Annotated in this window: 22 protein-coding genes; 19 read left to right on the forward strand and 3 right to left on the reverse strand. The window is 63.2% G+C overall.

All coding sequences use genetic code 11. The features are described from left to right. Positions 1-63 precede the first annotated feature (63 nt). The 3 genes from BMY31_RS06720 to BMY31_RS06730 are packed head-to-tail and all read left to right on the forward strand — an operon-like array spanning position 64 to position 2,504. Positions 64-1,245, forward strand: a complete 1,182-nt coding sequence (locus BMY31_RS06720) for a pyridoxal phosphate-dependent aminotransferase (protein WP_078687206.1) — start codon at positions 64-66, stop codon at positions 1,243-1,245. A 37-nt stretch (positions 1,246-1,282) separates the two neighbouring features. After that, on the forward strand, positions 1,283-1,687 hold the full coding sequence (locus BMY31_RS06725) for a hypothetical protein (RefSeq protein WP_091009278.1): 405 nt from the start codon (positions 1,283-1,285) through the stop codon (positions 1,685-1,687). A gap of 4 nt (positions 1,688-1,691) precedes the next feature. Next, positions 1,692-2,504, forward strand: coding sequence for a PHP domain-containing protein (locus tag BMY31_RS06730; protein WP_091009313.1), 813 nt, complete (start codon positions 1,692-1,694; stop codon positions 2,502-2,504). Positions 2,505-2,507: 3 nt separating this feature from the next. Here BMY31_RS06730 and BMY31_RS06735 read toward each other — a convergent pair whose 3' ends face one another. Together BMY31_RS06735 and BMY31_RS06740 are read right to left on the reverse strand one after the other, a co-directional pair. After that, the gene (locus BMY31_RS06735) at positions 2,508-3,296 is read right to left on the reverse strand and encodes an exodeoxyribonuclease III (RefSeq protein WP_091009280.1); all 789 of its coding nucleotides are present in this window, start codon (positions 3,294-3,296) and stop codon (positions 2,508-2,510) included. 8 nt (positions 3,297-3,304) lie between these two features. Continuing rightward, positions 3,305-4,279, reverse strand: coding sequence for a patatin-like phospholipase family protein (locus BMY31_RS06740; RefSeq protein WP_257612387.1), 975 nt, complete (start codon positions 4,277-4,279; stop codon positions 3,305-3,307). Between the two features lie 122 nt (positions 4,280-4,401). Between BMY31_RS06740 and BMY31_RS06745 the strand changes: the two genes are divergently transcribed. From BMY31_RS06745 to BMY31_RS06755, 3 genes are all read left to right on the forward strand, one after another. After that, entirely contained in the window at positions 4,402-5,145 is a 744-nt protein-coding gene (locus BMY31_RS06745; protein ID WP_078687203.1) for an NAD-dependent protein deacylase, read from the forward strand. Positions 5,146-5,285: 140 nt separating this feature from the next. Next, positions 5,286-6,710 (forward strand): dihydropteroate synthase, encoded by a 1,425-nt coding sequence (gene folP / locus BMY31_RS06750; RefSeq protein WP_078687202.1) that lies wholly within the window; start codon positions 5,286-5,288, stop codon positions 6,708-6,710. A 79-nt stretch (positions 6,711-6,789) separates the two neighbouring features. Further along, the gene (locus tag BMY31_RS06755; RefSeq protein WP_091009282.1) at positions 6,790-7,347 is read left to right on the forward strand and encodes a hypothetical protein; all 558 of its coding nucleotides are present in this window, start codon (positions 6,790-6,792) and stop codon (positions 7,345-7,347) included. A 65-nt stretch (positions 7,348-7,412) separates the two neighbouring features. On the opposite strand, the gene BMY31_RS06760 is transcribed toward BMY31_RS06755, so the two are convergent. After that, positions 7,413-8,207: a type III pantothenate kinase gene (locus BMY31_RS06760; protein ID WP_078687200.1), complete on the reverse strand. Its 795-nt coding sequence runs from the start codon at positions 8,205-8,207 to the stop codon at positions 7,413-7,415. 272 nt (positions 8,208-8,479) lie between these two features. Between BMY31_RS06760 and rpmE the strand changes: the two genes are divergently transcribed. From rpmE to atpD, 13 genes are all read left to right on the forward strand, one after another. Then, positions 8,480-8,905 carry a 50S ribosomal protein L31 gene (gene rpmE / locus BMY31_RS06765; RefSeq protein WP_078687199.1) on the forward strand — a complete coding sequence of 142 codons (426 nt, stop codon included), beginning with the start codon at positions 8,480-8,482 and terminating at the stop codon, positions 8,903-8,905. 181 nt (positions 8,906-9,086) lie between these two features. Further along, the gene (locus tag BMY31_RS06770; RefSeq protein WP_091009285.1) at positions 9,087-10,520 is read left to right on the forward strand and encodes an NAD(P)/FAD-dependent oxidoreductase; all 1,434 of its coding nucleotides are present in this window, start codon (positions 9,087-9,089) and stop codon (positions 10,518-10,520) included. Positions 10,521-10,748: 228 nt separating this feature from the next. Next, entirely contained in the window at positions 10,749-11,816 is a 1,068-nt protein-coding gene (gene prfA / locus BMY31_RS06775; RefSeq protein ID WP_078687198.1) for a peptide chain release factor 1, read from the forward strand. Positions 11,817-11,927: 111 nt separating this feature from the next. Next, entirely contained in the window at positions 11,928-13,502 is a 1,575-nt protein-coding gene (gene prmC, locus BMY31_RS08985) for a peptide chain release factor N(5)-glutamine methyltransferase (protein ID WP_078687197.1), read from the forward strand. 150 nt (positions 13,503-13,652) lie between these two features. Next, complete coding sequence (rpiB, locus tag BMY31_RS06785; RefSeq protein ID WP_078687196.1) at positions 13,653-14,114, forward strand: ribose 5-phosphate isomerase B; 462 nt, start codon at positions 13,653-13,655, stop codon at positions 14,112-14,114. Between the two features lie 112 nt (positions 14,115-14,226). Then, positions 14,227-14,868 carry a uracil phosphoribosyltransferase gene (gene upp, locus BMY31_RS06790; RefSeq protein WP_078687195.1) on the forward strand — a complete coding sequence of 214 codons (642 nt, stop codon included), beginning with the start codon at positions 14,227-14,229 and terminating at the stop codon, positions 14,866-14,868. Between the two features lie 665 nt (positions 14,869-15,533). Further along, complete coding sequence (gene atpB, locus BMY31_RS06800; protein ID WP_078687193.1) at positions 15,534-16,331, forward strand: F0F1 ATP synthase subunit A; 798 nt, start codon at positions 15,534-15,536, stop codon at positions 16,329-16,331. A gap of 96 nt (positions 16,332-16,427) precedes the next feature. Then, on the forward strand, positions 16,428-16,622 hold the full coding sequence (atpE, locus tag BMY31_RS06805; RefSeq protein ID WP_078687192.1) for an ATP synthase F0 subunit C: 195 nt from the start codon (positions 16,428-16,430) through the stop codon (positions 16,620-16,622). A gap of 35 nt (positions 16,623-16,657) precedes the next feature. Beyond that, positions 16,658-17,254, forward strand: coding sequence for a F0F1 ATP synthase subunit B (gene atpF / locus BMY31_RS06810; protein WP_078687191.1), 597 nt, complete (start codon positions 16,658-16,660; stop codon positions 17,252-17,254). Then, complete coding sequence (locus BMY31_RS06815) at positions 17,244-17,717, forward strand: F0F1 ATP synthase subunit delta (RefSeq protein ID WP_078687190.1); 474 nt, start codon at positions 17,244-17,246, stop codon at positions 17,715-17,717. The genes atpF and BMY31_RS06815 overlap by 11 nt, the downstream gene beginning before the upstream one ends. Then, a complete protein-coding gene (gene atpA, locus BMY31_RS06820) occupies positions 17,714-19,369 on the forward strand; it encodes a F0F1 ATP synthase subunit alpha (protein ID WP_078687189.1) in 1,656 nt (551 codons plus the stop codon). The genes BMY31_RS06815 and atpA overlap by 4 nt, the downstream gene beginning before the upstream one ends. A 3-nt stretch (positions 19,370-19,372) precedes the next feature. After that, positions 19,373-20,287, forward strand: coding sequence for an ATP synthase F1 subunit gamma (gene atpG, locus BMY31_RS06825; protein ID WP_090991494.1), 915 nt, complete (start codon positions 19,373-19,375; stop codon positions 20,285-20,287). Continuing rightward, positions 20,287-21,771 (forward strand): F0F1 ATP synthase subunit beta, encoded by a 1,485-nt coding sequence (gene atpD / locus BMY31_RS06830; RefSeq protein ID WP_078687187.1) that lies wholly within the window; start codon positions 20,287-20,289, stop codon positions 21,769-21,771. Before atpG ends, atpD begins: the two co-directional genes overlap by 1 nt. Positions 21,772-21,774 lie beyond the last annotated feature (3 nt).

A 21,774-nucleotide genomic window follows, 5' to 3' on the forward strand; every position in this document is an offset into this window, starting at 1 on the left:
CCGACGGCGTGCGGCTTGTCGCGCGTCGTCTTCTTTTTTCGACGAGCAAGAGGGGAAGAGCGCATGTCAATTAACGAGAAGAGCTACGCATTCGGCGCCGCAAAGTCCTCGATCCGCGAGATCGCCGCCTATGGCGCGGCGCGCAAGGCCGAGATTGGCGCGGAGAATGTCTTCGACTTCTCGATTGGCAACCCCTCGGTGCCCGCGCCCGAGTCGGTGCGCGCCGCTATCGAACGCTGCGCACAGCTGCCGCCGACGGAGCTTCACGGCTATACTCCCGCGGCGGGCCTTCCCCAGGCGCGCAAGGCGGTCGCCGACTCGCTCAACCGTAGGTTCTCCACTAGCTATGGCCTCGAGGACCTCTACCTGACCTGCGGTGCAGCTGCCTCCATCTCGATTACCCTCCATGCGCTGGTCAACCCGGGTGACGAGGTCATCGTCATCGCTCCCTACTTCCCGGAGTACCGCGTCTGGATCGAGACTGCTGGCGCCACCTGCGTCGAGGTCATGGCGGACCCCGAGACCTTCCAGATCGACACCGCGGCCGTCGCCGCGGCAATCACGCCGGCTACCAAGGCCATCATCGTCGACTCGCCCAACAATCCTGTTGGCTCCGTCTACTCTGCGCAGAACCTCGCCGACTTGGCGCAGGTCCTCACCACGCGCGGCGAGGAGATCGGCCACCCCATCTACCTCGTGTCCGACGAACCGTATCGCGAGATAACCTATGGCGTCGAGGTTCCCTGGGTGCCTGCTGCGTACGAGCGGACTATCGTCTGCTACTCCTACTCGAAGTCGCTTTCGCTCCCTGGCGAGCGCATTGGTTGGGTCCTGGTCCCCAACACCAACCCTGATCACGATGAGCTCATGTTTGCCGTTGCGGGTGCGGGCCGCAAGCTGGGATTCGTCTGCGCCCCTGCGCTGTTCCAGCGCGTCCTGGCAGAGTGCGTCGACGAGCCCACGGATATCGATGCCTATGCCCGCAATCGCGAGGCCCTCACGCGTGGCCTCTCCGAGCTCGGCTATGAGTACATCGAGCCGCAGGGCGCCTTCTACCTGTGGGTCAAGGCGCTCGAACCCGATGCCGAGGCCTTCTTCCGGAAGGCGAAGGCCTTCGAGATTCTTCCCGTTCCCTCCGACAGCTTCGGCTGTGGCGGTTGGGTGCGCCTTGGCTACTGCGTCAGCTACGATACAATCGTTAACTCCATGCCCGCATGGAAGAAGCTGATGGAGCAGTACCGGTAGCGTCGCCTGGGCGCCGCTGCGTTTTCGGGGGAGAGACATGACTGGTGACCTTAGGTGCAGGGACTGCATTTTCCTGAGCGAGAAGACCGGCCTCTTGCGCTCCCACGCCGTCTGCATCCAGGGCTCTCGCCGCGGACGCCAGCGCGTGAGCGAGGACAATCGCGCCTGCGGGCACTTCAAGCCCCAAATGGTGAAGCCAGGCCTCAGCTTAGTTCGAACGCTCGAGAAGGGCGTGCGCCACTCATATGACGTCCTGTCTTCTCAGGCAGGGGAGGTCGAGGCCCCGAAGGTCGACGGCGGACAGCAGGTTGATGCCACCGACCTCGACCTTGCGGCACTCGAGGCGCGTGCCGCTGCGGCTGAGGCCCGCGCGCAGGCACTTGAGGCAAAGGCCGCCCTCGCCGAGGCCCGCGCCCGCGCGCGCCGTTACAACGAAAGGTAAGTTGATGCTCCGTATCGCCTGCGACGTGCATACGCACACGCTGTACTCTCGCCATGCCTATTCCACGATAGAGGAGAACGTTCGCGCGGCTCGTGAGGCCTCTCTCGAGCTCTTGGGGTCCACCGATCACTTCTCGCGCATGGTGCACGCCCCGCGAGGCATCGCGGGCGACGAGCGGTTCGACGTGCGCGACTATCAGTTCTTCCTCAACTACCTTTGCTGGCCGCGCACGTGGCGTGAAGTGAGCCTGGTCCGCGGCTGCGAGGCCGACATCGTCGATCTTGACGGTCACCTGTTCGGCTGGGACGTCTCGGTTCCCGAGGCCATCAACGGCTACGTGTACGACAAGCCCCAGAACCTGAAGGAGCGCGTGTTCAGGGAGAGCGACTACGTCATCGCGAGCGTTCACGACGAGAGCATCTGCGACGGCGCGTCGGTCGAGCACGCGACGCAGATGTACCTCAATGCCTTGAAGGACCCCAAGGTGCTCATCCTGGGGCATGTCATTCGCTCGGGCGTGAACTTCGAGCTCGATCCCGTTCTCGACGCCGTCCGCGAGTCGGGCAAGCTGGTCGAGATCAACGAGTCGACGCTGGCTGACTACCCGGAGCTCGTGCCCGCGGTGAAGGACCTCGCGCGGCGCTGCGCCCAGAAGGGCGTCATGGTCTCCACGGGAAGCGACTCTCACATCTCCGCGACCATCGGCCGCTTCGAGCGGACGCGCGCCCTGCTGGAAGAGGTCGACTTCCCCCAGGAGCTTGTCGCCACCTCCAGCGCAGAGACCTTCCTCAAGGCCATGAGAAGGGCCATCGCCTAGAGCTTAGATGCGAATGCGCAGTTCGATGGGACAGTGGTCAGATCCGATTATCTCGTCGTGGATGGATGCGTCGACGATGGAGCCCGCGATGCGGTCGCTCGTTAGAAAGTAGTCGATGCGCCAGCCCACGTTGCGCTCGCGAGCGCGCATGCGATAGCTCCACCAGCTGTAGGCGCCCTCAAGGGTGGGGTGGAGCGTCCTGAAGCTGTCGGTCAGGCCCGCACCCAGAAGCTTGCCGAAGCTCTCTCGCTCCTGGTCCGAGAAGCCCGGGCTCTCGTGATTCGTGGCAGGGTTCTTCAGGTCGATCTCCTCGTGGGCAACGTTGAAGTCCCCACAGGCGATGATCGGCTTGCTCTGGTCCAGCTCGCAGAGGAACTCTCGGAAGCGGCTGTCCCAGACCAGGCGCTCGTCCAAGCGGGCCAGCCCCTGCTTCGAGTTGGGCGTATAGACGTTGACGAGCCAGTAGCCGGGAAACTCCAGCGCGCAGACGCGGCCCTCGTCGTCTGCCACGTCGCAGCCGATTTGGCGGACGACGTGGGTGGGCTTCTCTCGCGAGAACACGGCAGTGCCCGAGTAGCCCTTGCGCTCTGCGTGGCTCCAGGTTTGGTGGTAGCCGGGCAGCTCAAGGTCGATCTGCCCTTCCTGGAGCTTGGTTTCCTGAATCGCGAACACGTCGGCGTCGAGCGTCGCAAAAATGCTCTTGAAGTCGGGGTCCTTCCGGAGGGTCGCCCTCAGCCCGTTGACGTTCCACGAGACGAGCTTCACTTCGCGCGCGCCCAAGGCATCAGCCATGATTCCTCCTAGGTGACGTTGCCGGTTGTTGCGGTCGAGCTGCCGTACAGGAACTCTCGCCAGCGTGGGAGCTCGCGCAGGGCCTGGGCGTGGCCCATCTTGTATGCCTGCTGCAGTTCCACGGTGTCGAGGTTGGTGCTCGAGACCGGCATGAAGTCCGGGCGGACCCACAGGAGGTCGCCGGCGCGCTCCATGCGCTCAAGGCGATCGAGCTCGGCGTTGTATCGCTCCCAACGGGTGAGAAGTGCGTTGCGAAGGTACGGATGGCTTTTGCCCAGACGGGCGATGACCTTGCGCTCGCGATCGGTGGGAGGCTGCTTGCGGTATCCCGCGGGCCTCGTCGCGACGAAGAAGAACTTCTTGTAGTCGGCTTCCTCAGCCATGTGAAGCGGGATGCCGGCGCCCTTGCCCAGGCCGCCGTCGAGGAAGGTTTGCCCATCGATGGGCTCGGGCTTCATCATGATGGGAAGCGTCGAGCTCGCGCGAACGCAGCGGATGAGCGACCACACGTCGGGCATGTCGTCTTTGGTGAAGGTCACGGTCCGGCCCGTGTCCCGCTCGAACGCCTGGATGGCGATCTTTGCGGGGTTGTCCGAGAACGCTCGGAAGTTGAACGGTAGGTAGCCGTCTTCGATACAGCCCTCGTAGAGGTAGTCTGCGTTGAAGTAGCCCTTTCCGCGCAGGAAGAAGCCGAGGCCTCCGACCCCCTCGTTTCCGGGCGTTGCGAGGAAGGCCTGCTCGACGCGGCGTCGGTCGCGGCTCACGTAGTTGACGGTGTGACTGGCGCCTGCGGAGAGGCCGCACACGAAGTCGAAGTAGATGTGGTTCTCCAGCAAAGCGTTGGCAATGCCGGCCGTGTAGGCACCGCGGTAGCCGCCGCCCTCAAACACCAGGGCGCAGTCGTGAATCATGCCCTCTGTGGAAACGTCGAATACGGAGCCGTCGCGAGGCTCGCTGACGAGACCTTTGGCTTCGTCGCTCATGCGTGTGACCTTCCTTCCTCTGCCTCCCTAGAAGGTACCCGTTTGGCGCTTCGCTAAGCAAGCGGGCGCGTCGCCTTCCGAAGTGTTAACGTTGGCCCAAGACACTCGATTGAGGGGGGCACATGGCACAGGTCATTCGCGATTGCGCGCAGGCTGCCGAGGAGCTGAGGGGCATCGTCGAGCAAGCACGGGACGTCGTCTTCTTTGGTGGTGCGGGCGTGTCGACGGCAAGCGGAATCCCCGACTTCCGAAGCGAGAACGGACTGTACAACCAGCACTTCTCCAGCAAGTACTCTCCGGAGGCGCTCCTGAGCCACCAGATCTGGCGCGATGATCCCGAGGCGTTCTACGACTTCTACCGCAAGATGATGTGCGCGCCTGAGGCGCGCCCCAACCAGGCCCATCTGAAGCTCGCGGAGCTCGAGGAGCAGGGCAAGGTGTCGGCGGTCATCACCCAGAACATCGATGGGCTCCATCAGATTGCCGGCTCGCGCAACGTCATCGAGCTCCATGGATCGACCCACCGCAACTACTGCGTATCCTGCGGCGCTGGCTACGACGAGGAGTGGATGCTCCAGACCGACGGCATCCCTCGCTGCGAGAAGTGCGGATCTATCGTCAAGCCCGACGTCGTCCTGTATGGCGAGTCGCTCGACGAGTCGAACATCACCCGCGCCGTCAGGGCGATTAGCTCCTGTGACGTGCTGATCGTAGGAGGGACCTCGCTCGTGGTCTATCCCGCGGCGGGCCTCGTCCAGTACTTCCAGGGCAAGAAGCTCGTCATCTGCAACCTCGAGCCCACGCCGCAGGACGCCCAGGCCGATCTGCTGTGCGCCTGTGACATCGCTGGAGCCTTCGACTGGTAGCGCGCTCATCCGGCCGTTCGCGTTACGGATAATGCGCAGCTTTTGGTGAGGGGGCGCAGACCCGCTACAATCAGGAAGACGAAAGGGGACCGTGGGTTGTGGTGACCTGGCCCCACGCTACTCTTGGAGGATCCGATCCCATGCTTCGTGAAGACTATTCCGTCTGGCGCTGCGGCCGCCACGAGCTTTCGCTCGCCCGCCCGCGCGTCATGGGCATCCTCAACGTCACCCCGGACTCGTTCTCGGATGGTGGCAAGAACCTTGATCCCCAGAAGGCCGTCACCCGCGCCCTCCAGATGCTGGACGAGGGTGCCGACATCATCGACGTTGGAGGCGAGTCCACGAGGCCGGGCTTTACGCCCGTCTCTCCCGACGAGGAGGCCGGGCGCATCGTCCCGGTCATCCGTGGCATCCTCGAGGCGGCTCCCACTGCGATCATCTCGGTAGACACGCGCCACGCGCCCGTCGCCAAGGTGTGCGCGCGACTGGGCGTCTCGATCATCAACGACGTCAACGGGTTCTCCGACCCGGCGATGGTCCAGGTTGCGGCCGAGACCGGCCTGGGATGCATTGTCATGCACTGGAACAAGCTGGGCGCCGGCAGCAGCCGTCGCTCCGTCACGCTCGACTCCGTCCGTCCCGCGCGCTCGGTTCCCACCAGCACGCGCCGATTCACCCTGCCCGAAGAGGCACCCATCATGCGCGAGATCATGGGCTTCTTGGGCGACCAGGCTCGCATCCTCATGCGTGCGGGCGTCAAGCGCGAGTGCATCTGCGTCGACCCGGGCCCTGGCTTCGACAAGACGGCTGACGAGGACGTCGTCATCCAGCGCGCCACGCGCAAGCTCACCTCGATGGGCTACCCCGTCTGCTGCGCGCCTTCCCGCAAGCGCTTCGTCGGCGCAATCTCGGGAGTAACCGAGGCTCCGCAGAGGGACTTCGCCACGGCCGGCGTCGTGCTCTCGGCGGTCGAGGGCGGCGCGCGTGTCCTGCGCGTCCACGACGTCGCGGGTACGGCCCAGGCGGTCAACTCCTATTGGGCGGTCGCCAAGAACGACGCGCGCCAGGGCTTCATCTCGCTCGGCTCGAACGTGGGCGACCGCATCGGCCACCTCACCCAGGCCGTCAGGCTCATCAACGAGATCCCCCTCACCTGTGTGGTCCAGGTCTCCCACGCCTACGAGACGGAGCCGGCCTACGGAATCGCGACTCCGGTCGTCAACGCCGTCGCGGAGATCAGGACCGAGTTGCACCCGACCGTCCTGGTCGAGGCACTCATGGACGTCGAGGCCAAGCTCAAGCGCGTTCGCGACCCGCGCATGGCGGGTCACGGCCCTCGCACCATCGACTGCGACCTGTGCTGGGTCGAGGACGAGGAGCACGCCGGCGCCAAGCTCACGCTCCCGCACCCCCACCTGGGCGAGAGAGACTACGTCCTGGTCCCGATGGAGGACCTCATGCACGATCCCGCGCGCTTCCTCATTCATGCGGGCGTGCCCGTCTACGCTCCGGGCGACCGCGTCGGTCACGTTACCGCCGAGATTGGCGAGCTCGACTGGCAGTAGCCGCATCACATGTACGATGACCTGGCGGCGCCCCTCGTGGGCGCCGCTTCCCCTGAGTTTCCAAGCAAAGGAGAAGAACGTGGCCGATTCGCTCGATAGTCTCACGGCGACCGTCCGTCCCGACGTCCCCATGCAGATGTACACCTGCGTCCAGCACGTCATGGCGCTCGGCTGCGTCCGCGCGCTGCGCGACGCTGGCCTCGAGGCGCACATTGTCTGGCCGGCAGGGGTTGCGGTCGATGGCGAGGAGGCGCTTCACGTGAGGGCCCGTGCCGGCTACGAGGAGGGCCTCTTTGCCGAGGTGACCCTAGCTGCGACGGAGCGGGGCACGTCTCTTCTGGCACAGAGGAGGCGGCTTCTTTCCGAGGCCCTTGAGGCCAGCGCGCGCGAGTGGGAGGCCTCCCTGCGCAGGGCGGGCACCGTTGCTGGCCCCCTGGCCCCCGTTTTGGACGAGTACTTCTCGCTCCTGCTTCTTGCCCAGAAGGAAGTGGACGTCGTCTACCCCAACGGAAACCTGTGCGCCCGCGGCGTGCTCGCCGGCATGGACGTGTGGGGGAGGGCCGCGGTTCGCACCGCGTCCGGTCGCGTCGTGGACATCTCGCCCGAGCAGGCGAGCCTCAGGGGCGCGACCGCCTAGCTGACGGGGACGCTCGAAGTCCGCTCGCGCTCGGCCGCGTTGCGATGCCTGGCTTCTGGGCGCGTCTACTTGCGCGCCGCGCGCTTCGCGGCGCGGTGGCGCCAGATGCTGTAGATGCCTCGTACGGTGAGGTCCGGGTCGATGGTGTCAAACATGTCGGTCGCACGGGTGATCTCCTCGGCGAGTCCGCCCGTGCCGACGACCGTCGCGTCTGGCTCCCCGAGCTCAGACTTGATGCGGGCCACCAGCCCCTCGGCGGCACAGGCCGCGCCAATCACGATGCCCGATTGGACGGCGCACTCGGTGGAGACTCCCAAGGCGTGCTCTGGCGCCACAAGGGGAACGCTCGAGAGCTTTGCCGCGCGCTCGAAGAGCGAGTTGGCCGACAGCAGGAGGCCCGGCATGATCACGCCACCTCGGAAGGTGCCCGTCTTGTCGACGACGTCGATGTTCGTGGCGGTGCCGAAGTCGACCACGATGGTCGAGGGGCCATAGCTGTCTCGGGCGGCCACCGCGTTCGCGATGCGGTCGGCGCCAACCTGGCGCGGATCGGGAATGCCGACGGCGATGCCGCAGTCGCGGGTCGCGTCGACCATCAGGACGTCCTCCGCCTTGAGGACGTTGGTCATCATGTAGCTCCACTGCTGCGAGAGGATGGGGACGACGCTCGAGATCGCGACGTCGGTCACGCTCTCCATCTTCATTCCCAGCATCAGGAAGTAGCCAAACAGGCGCTCGTGCAGCTCGTCTGCCGTGTCGGTACGGTCGGTCGCCATGCGCCACTGGACGACGAGCTCGCCTCCCTCGTCGAAGAGGCCAAGGGTGGTCTGCGTGTTTCCTACGTCTACGGTCAGGAGCATGGAGTCCTCCGGTGAGCGCGGTGGTTTTATTCGGGCGCCGTGCCGCCGGCAGGGCGTCCCTCTTGGAGTGTAGCAACTGCGGGATGGGAGCCGTGGCACAAACTGCAGGTTCTTCTCCACCGGCTCGCCACATAATCGGGGGCATTGCATTTAGTTCTGGAAATGGCCCGACCTTGCGTGCTACTATTCAAAAGCTTGAGGCCCCTGGTCGGAACCAGGGGCAGTACCATCCTCGCCTGGTCGGAAACCAGGCCAATCAAAGGAGTCCTGAGATGAAGCAAGGCATCCATCCTGACTACGTGGAGTGCACCGTCCGCTGCACCTGTGGCAACACCTGGACCACGCGTTCCACCAAGAGCGAGATGACCGTCGACCTGTGCGACAAGTGCCACCCGTTCTACACTGGCCAGCAGAAGCTCGTCGACACCGGCGGACGCGTCCAGCGCTTCTCCGACAAGTTCGGTGGCGCAGCTGCTGCCCAGCTCAAGAAGGCCCAGGAGGCCAAGGCTGCTAAGGCCGCCAAGGCTGCCGAGGAGGCCGCTGCCAAGAAGGCTGCCAAGGAGGCCAAGGCCGCAGAGAAGGCCAAGCGTGCTGCCGAGTACGCCAAGAAGGCTGAGGCACAGGCTGCCAAGCAGGCCGAGCAGGAGGCCGCTGAGGCCGAGGCTGCCGCAGAGACCGTCGAGGAGTCTGCCGAGTAGGCTCTCGCGTACGCACTGCATACCGCAGGGGGGAGGTCGACGTTGGTCGGCCTCCCCTTTTTGCGGGAACGACGCTCGCCGGGGCTCGCCCGTGCGAGGGAAGGGGTAACGTGCGGCCGGCTTGGGTAAAATCCCCTTGCACATCGGCCGCATCGGTGCCATTGACCAGAGGAGCTCTCACATGACATGCGTTCTGCCTGACACCTCCGCCATCAAGACCGACCTGCTCATCGTGGGTGCCGGTCCCGCCGGCATCTTCACCGCGCTGGGACTCCTGCGCAAGGGCGATTGCCGCTCGATCACGATGGTCGAGAAGGGGCTGCCCATCGAGCGCCGCTCGTGTCCCAAGCAGAAGGTCGGCCACTGCGTCCACTGCAAGCCCTGCCGCATCACCACGGGCTTCAGCGGCGCCGGTGCGTTCTCGGACGGCAAGCTCTCGCTCTCGCATGAGGTTGGCGGCGACCTGCCCGAGCTCATCGGGGCGGACCTCGCGCAGGAGACCATCAAGAGGGCCGATGACATCTATCTCGAGTTTGGTGCCGACACGCACGTCGAGGGCGTCGGCCGCAAGGACGAGGTTGCGGCTATCCGGCGCCGCGCCATCAAGGCCGGCCTCAAGCTGGTCGACTGTCCCATCCGCCACCTGGGAACCGAGAAGGCCCAGACCATCTACGGCAAGATCGAGCAGGAGCTCCTTGCTGCCGGCGTGAACATCATCTTCGAGCACGAGTGCGTCGAGATACTCATCGAGGACGAGAGGTGCCGAGGCGCCGTCATCGCGGCGGTCGGCAACCACAGCGACCTCACGCGGATCGAGGCAAAGGAGACCGTCGTCTGCACCGGCCGCCGTGGCGCGCTCTGGTTTGACGAGATGTGCAGCCAGCACGGCATTAGCCACTCCGCCGGCCCCGTTGACCTGGGCGTGCGCGTCGAGGTCCGCAACGAGATCATGGACGAGGTCAACGACGTCCTCTACGAGTCCAAGCTCGTGGGCTATCCCGACCCCTTCCGCAACAAGGTCCGCACGTTCTGCCAGAACCCCGGAGGCTTCGTTAGCCAGGAGAACTACGACGGCGGTCTCGCTGTGGTTAACGGGCACTCGTACAAGGAGCTCAAGAGCCCCAACACCAACCTCGCCATCCTCGCGACCTTCAACTTCCGCGAGCCGTTCAACGAGCCCATCGTATACGCCCAGAACGTCGGCCGCCTGGTGAACATGCTGGGCGCGGGCCACATTCTGGTGCAGCGCTTCGGCGACATCCTCGACGGCAAGCGCACCTGGCCCAAGGAGCTCAGCCAGTCCAACGTCGTGCCCACGCTCAAGGATGCCGAGGCCGGCGACATCACCGCGGCCATGCCGTATCGCGCGATGACCGAGATCATCGAGTTCATCAAGGCCGTCGACATCGTCGTCCCCGGCTTCGCCTCCGACGAGACGCTGCTCTACGCGCCGGAGCTCAAGTTCTACAGCAACCGCGTCAAGATGGACGAGCGCTTCGACACCAACATCGAGCACCTCCACTGCCTGGGCGACAGCTCCGGTTGGACGCGCGGCCTCATGATGTCGAGCGTCATGGGACTGCTCATGGGAGAAGAGCTCGCAGGCCGGGCATAAAGGCACTTTTCGCCGGAGGGACGTGACTCCCTTCGGACTGCTCTCCCCGCGGCTGGGCTTCGGTCGCGGGGAGAGCTGTGTACGGACGAAATACATGGATGCCGCGTGTAGCGGATATACCTGCATGAATATAAGTTCGCCGTAGGTGGTATCCTCACTACGCAAATATTTGAGCCGCGTCACCGCACCCTCGGGCGAGGGGCGCCGCGGATTTGTTAGGAGAACAACATGCGTGACAAGCTAGAGAAGCTTATCGCCGCGTATCAGGAGCTTGAGCAGAAGATGGTCGACCCGGCCGTCGTCTCGGATCCCAAGGAGTATGCGCGCATCGCCAAGGAGCACGCCAACCAGGCGGAGCTCGTCGCCAAGGCGCGCGAGTACCTCCAGGCAATCGACGACATCGAGGCCGCGAAGGAGATGCTGCACGAGACCTCCGACGCGGAGGAGAAGGAGATGCTCCAGGAGGACATCTCCTCCAACGAAGCAAAGCTCCCCGACCTCGAGGACGAGATCAAGTACCTGCTGATTCCGGCTGACCCCAACGACGACAAGGACACCATCGTCGAGATTCGCGCCGGCGTCGGCGGCGACGAGGCCGGCATCTTCGCGGGCGATCTCTTCAGCATGTACGAGCGCTTTGCGAGCTCGCGCGGCTGGAAGGTCCAGGTCCTCTCCTCGAGCCCCAGCGATTCGGGTGGTTTCAAGACCATCGAGTTCAAGGTCCTGGGCGAGAAGGTCTACTCCGTCATGAAGTACGAGAGTGGTGTCCACCGCGTGCAGCGCGTACCCAAGACCGAGTCCCAGGGCCGCATCCAGACCTCGACCGCGACCGTGGCCGTCCTGCCCGAGGCCGACGAGATTGACATCACCATTGCCCAGGAGGACCTGCGCGTCGACACCTATTGCGCCTCCGGTCCTGGCGGCCAGGGCGTCAACACGACCTATTCCGCCGTGCGCATCACGCACCTGCCCACGAACACGGTCGTCCAGTCGCAGGACCAGCGCTCGCAGATCCAGAACCGTGAGGTCTGCATGCAGATGCTCCGTGCACGCCTGTACGAGATGGAGCTCGAGAAGCAGCAGGCCGAGCAGGGCGCCGAGCGTCTCTCGCAGATCGGCCACGGCAACCGCTCCGAGAAGATCCGCACCTACAACCAGCCGCAGGATCGCGTGACCGACCACCGTATCGGCTTCAACAGCACCTACACCAGCGTCCTGCAGAACGACGGCCTCGCCTCCGTCATCGACGCGCTGGCAGCCGCCGAGCGCGCCGAGAAGCTTGCGCAGGCGGTCTAAGTTTCGCAAAGCTTGCAGAGGCGGCGTCGGCTTGGGCCGGCGCCGCTTTTTCGTAGGAAGACTGGCCGGGCGCGAGGCGCGCCAATGGGGCCCGAATGGAAGTGTTGCAACGTGTCTGAAGAGGTCTGGACCATCAAGCGCATGCTCGACTGGACGTGCGGCTATCTGGAGCGCAGGGGAGAAGAGCGTCCGCGTCTTTCCGCGGAGTGGCTCCTGGGCTCGGTGACGGGCCTTTCTCGCGTGCAGATATATACCAGCTTCGACCGGCCGCTCTCCCAGGAGGAGCTCAATCGCATGCACGACGCCGTGGTCAGACGCGGCAAGGGCGAGCCCCTGCAGTACCTGACGGGCGAGATGCCCTTCCGTCACATCATCCTGAAGTGCGAGGAGGGCGTCCTGATTCCGCGCCCCGAGACCGAGGTGCTGGTCGATGCCGCGCTCGAGGGCGTCGACGCCGCGACGGCTGCCGGACACGCCCCACGCGTGCTCGAGGTGGGCTGCGGCACGGGCTGCATCGCGTGCTCGGTCGCGTCCGAGCGCTTGGGCGCCTGCGTCACCGCAACGGACATATCCCCCAAAGCCGCATCGCTCGCACGACGCAACAGGACGGCCCTGGGTCTGGACAACCGCGTCGACGTCGTCGAGTGCGATCTGGCCGAGGGGGTGGACGAGTGCCTCATGGGCACGTTTGACGTGCTGGTCTCCAATCCGCCCTACATTCCCTCTGACGTGGTTCCTACGCTTCCGGGTGAGGTCAAGTTGCACGAGCCGTGGCTCGCGCTTGACGGCGGCGCCGACGGCCTCGACGTCTTCCGCCGTCTGCTCGAGCTCGCCCCGCACGCGCTGCGACCTGGTGGCGTGTTTGCCGTTGAGCTTTTCGAGACGAACGTGGGCGACGCCGCCGAGCTCTGCCGCCGGCAGGGAGGTTGGTCCACGGTCGAGGTACGCGAGGATCTGACTCGCAGGCCGCGCGTCCTGTTTGCCGTCAGGGGCGGCTCTCTTGCCGACGAGCTCGGACCTGCGCGCGAGCTTGAGATGGCCCGCCTTCAGAAGGTGGTCAAGGTAGACCAGAACGATCCCGACGAGGCGGCGGTGCGCCGCGGCACCCTGGCCCTCGAGGACGGTGGCGTCGTCGTCGTCCCGACCGACTCGGTCTACGGCATCGGCTGTGCGGCGACCCCGACGAACCCCGGCCTCTCCCGCACGTTCCAGATTAAGCGGCGCCCTGCGGGGCAGACCCTGCCCTGGCTCATTGCGAATGATTCCGACCTGCTGGTCTACGGGCGAGACGTGCCCGACTGGGCGCAGGAGCTTGCGCGTCGCTTCTGGCCGGGGGCGCTGACGCTGGTCGTCAAGGCGAGCGAGCTGGTTCCGCGCGAGTACGTCCTTCCCGTGACGGGCACCATAGCGCTCAGGCTGCCCGACTCTAACCTGGTGCGCCAGCTGGCCCGTTCCGTCGGCGCACCGCTTGCCATTACGAGTGCGAACACGCACGGGCGGGACGCCGCCGTCGACGGCGGCTCCGTGGAGGAGCGCCTCGTGAAGATGGTCGACCTGGTGTTTGACGGGGGCGCCGCGCCCGTTGCCGTCAACTCGACGATCGTGGACTGCTCGGGCGACGCACCCGCGATTCTGCGAGAGGGAGCCATTCCGTCGGAGGAGATCTTCTCTGCCCTGAGGGGCTAGCCCTTCTCGGCTGGTGCCACCCCGCCATCGGCCTCCACGCTGCCACCTGCTATTCGTTTTGCGCTTCTTGCCAGACCGATGGCCGCGTCCGCTTGCGTTGCGATAGGCTAGGGGAGAAACGAAAAACCCTTGTCATGAGGAGCAAACCGCATGAAGATCGCCATCGCGTCTGACCACGCCGGCTTTGATCAGAAGCCTGCCATGATCGAGTATCTCAAGGGTCTCGGCCACGAAGTCGTCGACCTTGGGCCTGACAGCGCAGAGCGTTGCGACTACCCCGACTATGCTGACAAGGTGGCCCGTCGCGTCGCGTCCGGCGATGCCGAGCGCGGCGTGCTCATCTGCGGGACCGGCATCGGCATGGCGCTCACGGCTGACAAGGTCGCTGGCGTTCGCGCCGCAGTCATCCAGACGCCGCAGTTCGCCCATCTGTTCCGCGAGCACAACAACGGCAACGTGCTGTGCATCTCTGGTCGCTTCACCACCTTCGAGGTGAACAAGCAGATCGTCGACGAGTTTCTCACCACCGAGTTCGGCGGCGGCCGCCACGAGGGACGCGTCCAGAAGATCATGCGCGAGGACGACCCCGATTTTGGTGGAGTAGAGGAGTAGCGCGCTCTTTTTGACCGAGGTCCCCTGGCGGGACCTCGTGTTGTAAAATCCCCCAGGCTAAGTTCGCGGCCAAGGGCCGCGTTGTAATGCAGATGAACCGAAAGGATCCCACATGGAGTTTGACGAGAACCGCTTCAAGGTTATCGACCACCCTCTGGTCCAGCACAAGCTGTCCATCCTGCGTGACAAGAACACGGTGACCAAGGACTTCCGCCAGCTGGTGACCGAGCTCGCCATGCTCGAGGGCTACGAGGCCATGCGTGACTTCCCGCTTGAGGACTGCGTGGTCGAGACGCCGCTTGAGACTGCCACGTTCAAGCGCGTCGCTGGCAAGAAGGTCGCGATCATCCCCATCCTGCGCGCAGGTCTGGGCATGGTCGACGGCATTCTCGCGCTCGTTCCCTCCGCGCGCGTTGGTCACGTGGGCATGTATCGTGACCCCGAGACCCACGAGCCCGTGCAGTATTACTGCAAGTTCCCACCCTCGATCGAGGACCGCACCTGCCTTATCGTCGACCCCATGCTCGCGACGGGCGGCTCGCTCATCGCCGCCATCAAGTACCTCCGCGACGCTGGTGCCAAGGACGTTCGCGCCCTGACGATCGTCTCTTCTCCCGAGGGCGTCAAGGCGGTGCTCGACTATGATCCCAACGTGCGTCTGTATACCTGCGCGCTCGACCGCGAGCTCAACGACGCCGCCTACATCCTTCCCGGTCTCGGCGACGCCGGCGACCGCATCTACGGCACGCTCTAGCGCCACTCTCCGTGGTGATGCCGGATGGCATCGTCTGGCCTCAGGCCCATCGCTCGCGCGGTGGGCTTTTTTATGAGGCCCGCACACCTCGACGTGCCTGTCGGGGCGAGTGGGGGGGGTGCCTGCCCGCCATGGCGTATTGCGATGGAAGGGTGTAGTTTTGCGTATTTTTTAAATTGAGTTCAAAAAAACCGAATTGAAAAATAGGCATATTTAACTGGTTAAACGTTACTGATAATTTTTGAAACAGGTACGGAGTAGGCAAAATGTCCCCGTGGGTTGTGGACTTTGGGGAATAAGACTACTAGACTTCTCTCGCCTGTTAAAAAGGCACGTAGGAGGGTTTCCTTGGACATGGTGCTGCACATAATCGTCGGTGCCGTTTGCGGGTTAGTTGGGTGTGCTCCAACTGCCTTTTTGTTTGAGGTTGCTCTCAAACGGGGTACAACACAGGAAGCGAGCATCGCTCGGGGCCTGATTGCCATTGCGGTTTCATTTACGATGCTGTCGGTGGCAGTCTTTGTGGTATATCTCGTCAAACGAGAAGCGACGCTCGCCTTTGGGTGTGCAGTCGCGGTAGCGTTCCTCGCGTTTTGGGGGATTGAGTCTGTAAGGGCCTGTCGTGACGCGACGGCGTCGCCGCGGGCCGAGGGGAAGGACCGATAGTGAATCCGCTTGATAAGCTACCTGAGGAAATGGATGAGCTGCTCGATGGCTTTATGACTCACGCCATTGCCGGTGACACCACCGTGGGGCTCACCAACTACATCTTCTGGATGTGCGTTGCCCTTGCTCTGATGCTCGTGGCGGTCTTCGTGTTCAAGAAGAAGCAGGCCAAGAGCCTCGTCCCCCAGGGAACCTTCGTGAACGCCATGGAGTTCGTCGTCGAGTACGTGCGTGACGACATGTGCAAGTCGATTCTGGGCGACACCTGGAAGAAGCACTTCAGCTTCTTGTCGGCCATCTTCTTCTTCATCGTCGCCAACAGCATCGTCGGCGTCATTCCTGGCTGCCACCCCGGAACCGGCACCATTGGCGTCACGTCGGCGCTGGCACTCTGCTCGTTCGTCTACTTCATCGTCGTGGGCGTCAAGCGCATGGGGCCCATCGGCTACCTTAAGAGCCTCGCACCCGAGGGCATCGGCTTCCCGATGAACGTTCCCCTTTGGATCATTGAGGTCTTCTCGACGTTCCTTCGTCTTATCACGCTGGCCGTCCGACTCTTCTGCAACATGTTTGCAGGCCATGTCGTAATGGGCGCCTTCGCGATTCTCGCGTCCCTGTTCGTGCAGCCTCTCCTGCAGGGCTTCTCGGCGGTGGCTCTTGGCCAGGCGGGTGCGTCGATCTTCTGGATTATCATCCTCATCATCATCTATGCGGTCGAGATTATGGTCGGAGTCATTCAGGCCTACGTCTTTACGCTGCTCTCGTCCGTCTACATCCAGCTCGTGGAGAACGAGTAGCTCACCCCAATATGGGTAATCGCGGGGCCACGCCCGCTATTACATAGTCAGGTCATGAAAGTCGTCCCCGTCGGGGCGAATGACAAAGGAGGAATCGTGGGAGTCATTGGTTATGGTCTTGGCGTAATCGGCGCCGGCATTGGTATTGGTCTGGCAGCCTTTGGCGCCACTACCGCAATGGCGCGTCAGCCGGAGATGCAGGGTCGTCTGTTCACGACCTTCATTCTGGGCTCCGCTTTCGTCGAGGCACTTGCACTCATCGGCTTCGTTGTAAGTCTTATTGTCAAATAACTCTTACAAGCACGAGACGCTGAGTGGAGGCACGTATGAAAAGCACTATGAAGGGGATCACCCGAGTCGCGGGAGCGGCGCTTGCGGTCTATGCCGCTCCGTCGGTTGCGCTTGCTGACTCGCTGAGTGGTCCGGACCTTCTGCTTCCCAAGCCCGCAGAGTTCATCCCGGCGCTTATCGCTTTCCTCATCATCTGGTTCGTCCTGGGCAAGCTTGCTTGGCCTTCGGTACTCGAGATGATGGAGAAGCGCCAGCAGAAGATCCAGGATGACCTCGATGCCGCGGCAGAGTCCAAGGCCAAGGCTGCCGAGGAGGCAAAGAGCTACGAGGCTCGTATCGTCGAGGCCAACAAGGAGGCCGAGAGCATCATCGCCAAGGCCAAGAAGGAGGCTGAGGAGCAGCGCTCCCAGATTCTCGCCAAGGCCCAGAGGGAGGCTGCCGATATCATCGCCAAGTCGCGTGGTGCGGTCGACTCCGAGCGCAAGAAGGCAATGATCGAGCTTTCCGGCTCCGTGGTGGATCTCTCCGTCGAGATCGCCAGCAAGATTATCGGTAACGAGCTGAGCGAGGATGCGCAGCGCAGGCTCGCAGAGAAGTACCTCGCGGAAGTGAGCGCACCAAATGAGCGCTAAGCAGGACAACTCCGAGAAGGTCGAGGCCTACGCTCGCGCCCTCATCGAGGCTGCGCGAGGCGAGGGAAGGGCTAACGCCGACCTCGTCATGTGGGAGCATGCGCGCAAGTTTTCGCCTGAGGTCCTTGAGACCATAAGCGCGATGCGCGATGCCGATGACCTTGACCTTATCGAGAAGGTTGCCAAGCAGTACAAGGAGATTCTGGACTCTGAGGACAAGACGGTGTCCGTCACGGTGACCACCTCCGTTCCCCTGAGCGATGAGCTCCGAGAGAAAGTTCGCACCAAGGCCGAGAACAACCTGAAGGCTCCTGTGTTCCTCGTCGAGCGCGTCGATCCCGAAATTCTGGGTGGCGTCATCCTCGAGGCTCGCGGCAAGCGCTATGACGCTTCCGTCAAGGCGCAGCTTGCCAACATCAGGAAGACGCTCGCCTCGACCTTCATCGGAAGTGATGAGCAATGACAGATAAGATCAGTTCCGCGGAGATCATGGACACGCTGCGAGAGCAGCTTGGCCAGATCAACGCGACCGTTGACAGGCAGGAGGCGTCTGTCGTTACCGAGGTAGGCGACGGCATCGCTCACGTCTCCGGTCTGAAGACCGCCATGGCTGGCGAGCTCCTGCAGTTCACCAGCTCTACGTCTGGTCGTAGCGTCTACGGCCTGGCGCAGAACCTCGACGAGGAAGAGGTCGGCGCGGTTCTCTTCGGTGACGTGGACTCCATCAAGGAGGGAGACGAGTGCCGTACCACGGGCCGCGTTATGGATATTCCCGTTGGTCGCGCCATGCTCGGCCGTGTCGTCAATCCCTTGGGGCAGCCGATCGACGGCCTCGGCGCAATCGACGCCACGCACCGTCGTCCGATTGAGTTCAAGGCGCCCGGCATCATGGAGCGCCAGCCCGTCTGTGAGCCTGTTCAGACCGGACTTCTCGCCATTGACGCTATGGTTCCCGTTGGCCGTGGTCAGCGTGAGCTCATCATTGGCGACCGCAAGACCGGTAAGACGGCCATCGCCATCGACGCAATCGTCAATCAGCGCGACACCGACATGGTTTGTATCTATGTAGCAATCGGCCAGAAGGCGTCTACCGTCGCCGCGATCAAGGACACCCTCGCACAGCGTGGCGTTCTGAACAAGACGATCATCGTCGCGGCCACTGCAGCGGATTCTGCTCCTATGCAGTACATTGCTCCTATGGCCGGAGCGGCAATCGGCGAGTTCTTCATGTACAACGACGAGAACGGCAATCCTGCGGATGAGGTTCACCCCGGCGGCCACGTGCTCGTGGTGTATGACGATCTGTCCAAGCAGGCCGTGGCATACCGTCAGATGTCGCTTACGCTTCATCGTCCACCTGGACGCGAGGCTTATCCTGGTGACATCTTCTATCTGCATTCTCGCCTTCTCGAGCGTGCATGCAAGCTGTCTGACAAGAATGGTGGCGGCTCGCTCACGGCTCTGCCGATCATCGAGACGCAGGAGGGCGACGTTTCGGCGTACATTCCTACCAACGTCATCTCGATTACCGACGGCCAGATTTACTTGCAGTCCAACCTCTTCTTCCAGGGTCAGCGCCCCGCAGTTGACGTAGGCATCTCCGTCTCTCGTGTCGGCGGTGCGGCGCAGCTCAAGTCTATGAAGCAGGTTGCCGGTACGCTTCGTCTTGACCTCGCGAGCTATCGCGAGAAGCAGGCGTTCGCGCAGTTCGGCTCCGACCTTGATGCTGCCACGCAGTACCAGCTCAACCACGGTGCCCACATGATGGAGCTTCTCAAGCAGCCGCGCTACGCAGCTCTTGACGTTGCCGACCAGGTCATTTCCATCTTCGCTGCCAAGGAGGACTTCCTCGACGACGTTGACCTCGATCACGTCACGCTCTTCCGCGACGAGCTTGCCAAGTACATGGGCGAGCGTCACTCGAAGCTCCGCCAGGAGATTCGCGAGAAGAAGATCGACGACGAGATGAGCGAGAGGCTCAGGACGCACATCGCCAACTTCAAGCGCGAGTTCCTGCTGCAGCATCCCAACAAGAAGTCCGTCGTTGACGTCGAGGCCCACGCCGAGGACACCGAGGCGGCCGAAGACCCTTCGCTCGAGGGCCAGGAGAACTAACAAATGGCCAATCTTCGCGAAATATCGAGGCGCATGAGCTCCATTAGGAGCACCATGCAAATCACGCGAACCATGGAGATGATTTCCACGGCTCGCATTCAGAAGGCGCTTGCGCGTGCTGAGGAGGCATCTCCGTACAAGGATGCCATCACGAACATGCTCGCAAACGTTGCTGGCGCAGGCTTTGATGACTCTCAGCCCCTGCTGAGTGCTCACGATGAGGAGAAGAACGTGCTCTTCATCATCATCGCGTCCGACCGTGGCCTTGCTGGAGGATTCAACATTCTTCAGCAGCGCACAGTCGAGCGAGAGATGGAGAAGCTCTCCGAGCAGGGCATCAAGTCCTCTGTCATCACCTGCGGCAGGAAGCCCACCGAGTACTTCACGTACCGCAAGGTCAAGCCGGTCCTCTCCTTCGTCGGCATCTCTTCCGAACCGAACATGGACGAGGCGGACAGGATTGCGTCGTACGTGATGGATGGCTACTCGAACGGGAGCATCGACCGAGTCGAGCTGCTGTATTGGCACGCGAAGAACCGCGTCGACCAAGAGCAGGTCTCGGAGCAGCTGCTTCCCGTCTCGCGCGAAGCGCTGATGATGCCTAACCAGCCGCGCGATCCCGAGGCGCTTTCCGAGGTTGAGCACAAACCCTTCTCCGACTACTCCTTTGAGCCGTCGGCACAGGAGGTCCTTGGTTACCTCATGCCGGCGTACTTGAGGACGGTTATTTTCCACGCACTTCTTGACTCGGCAGCAGCCGAGCACGGTGCAAGGCGTCGAGCAATGCAGTCGGCTACCGACAACGCCAACGAGGTTCTTGGTACCCTGAGCAGGACGTTCAACCGCGAGCGCCAGGGCGCCATCACGACCGAGCTGAACGAGATCATTGGCGGCGCTTCCGCATTGGAGGACAACTAATGTCAGAAACCGTAGAAACGAAGCGCACCCCTCTTGAGGAGGCTGCCTTCAACCACATGAACAGGAGCGTTGGCACGGGCACCATCGTCCGTATCGTCGGCCCTGTCGTCGACGTCAAGTTCGACGACCAGGTTCCTGCGATTTACACCGCCCTTGTCGTCGACGACGATACGCCCATGGGCCACGTCTCGACCGTTCTCGAGGTCGAGTCGCAGCTTCCGCATGGCGTCGTCCGCGCAGTCGCCATGTCGTCCACCGACGGCCTCCAGAGGGGGCTGAGGGTTAAGGACACGGGGCACCCCATGATGATGCCCGTCGGCCCCTCGACCCTCGGTCGCGTTTGGAGCGTCACGGGCCAGCCTGTCGATGGCGGCGAGATTCCCGACGACGTTCAGTACTATCCCATCCACCATCCCGCGCCTGCCTTCGAGGAGCTCACCACTCAGACTGAGATCTTCGAGACCGGCATTAAGGCCATCGACCTTCTCGAGCCGTACGTTCGCGGCGGCAAGACGGGCCTGTTCGGCGGCGCTGGCGTCGGCAAGACCGTTCTGATTCAGGAGCTCATCAACAACCTCGCGCAGGAGCATGGCGGCACCTCCGTTTTCACCGGCGTCGGCGAGCGCACTCGTGAGGGCACTGACCTGTTCCTCGAGATGACCGAGTCTGGTGTCATCGAGAAGACCTGCTTGGTCTACGGACAGATGAACGAGCCGCCTGGAGCACGTCTGCGCGTCGGCCTCGCCGGCCTGACCACCGCGGAGTACTTCCGCGACCAGGGCCAGGACGTTCTCCTCTTCATCGACAACATCTTCCGCTTCTCGCAGGCAGGCTCTGAGGTCTCCGCACTTCTTGGTCGTATGCCTTCCGCGGTTGGTTACCAGCCGACGTTGGCAACCGAGATGGGTGACCTCCAGGAGCGCATCACCTCCACCAAGGAGGGCTCGATTACGTCCGTTCAGGCTGTCTATGTTCCCGCCGACGACCTTACGGACCCCGCGCCTGCGACGACTTTCACGCACCTCGACGCGACCACGGTTCTTTCGCGCTCCATCACGGAGCTCGGCATCTACCCCGCAGTCGATCCTCTGGCAAGCTCCAGCTCGGCGCTTGACCCGTCGGTTGTCGGTGAGGAGCACTACCGCGTCGCCATGGCCGTTCAGGAGACGCTCCAGGAGTACTCCGACCTCCAGGACATCATTGCGATTCTTGGTATGGACGAGCTCTCCGAGGAGCAGCAGCAGGTCGTTGCTCGCGCCCGTAAGATCCAGCAGTTCCTCTCCCAGTCGTTCCACGTTGCCGAGAAGTTCACGGGCAACCCGGGAGTCTACTGCACCGTCGAGGACACCGTCCGCTCCTTCGCGGCGATTGTCGACGGCAAGTGTGACGATATCCCCGAGCAGGCGTTCCGCTATGCAGGCACCATCGAAGACGTGCGCGAGCGCGCCGAGAAGATGAAGGCCGAATCCGCGGACGCAGAGTAGGGA

Source organism: Parafannyhessea umbonata, from assembly GCF_900111255.1.
GTDB lineage: Bacteria > Actinomycetota > Coriobacteriia > Coriobacteriales > Atopobiaceae > Olsenella_J > Olsenella_J umbonata_A.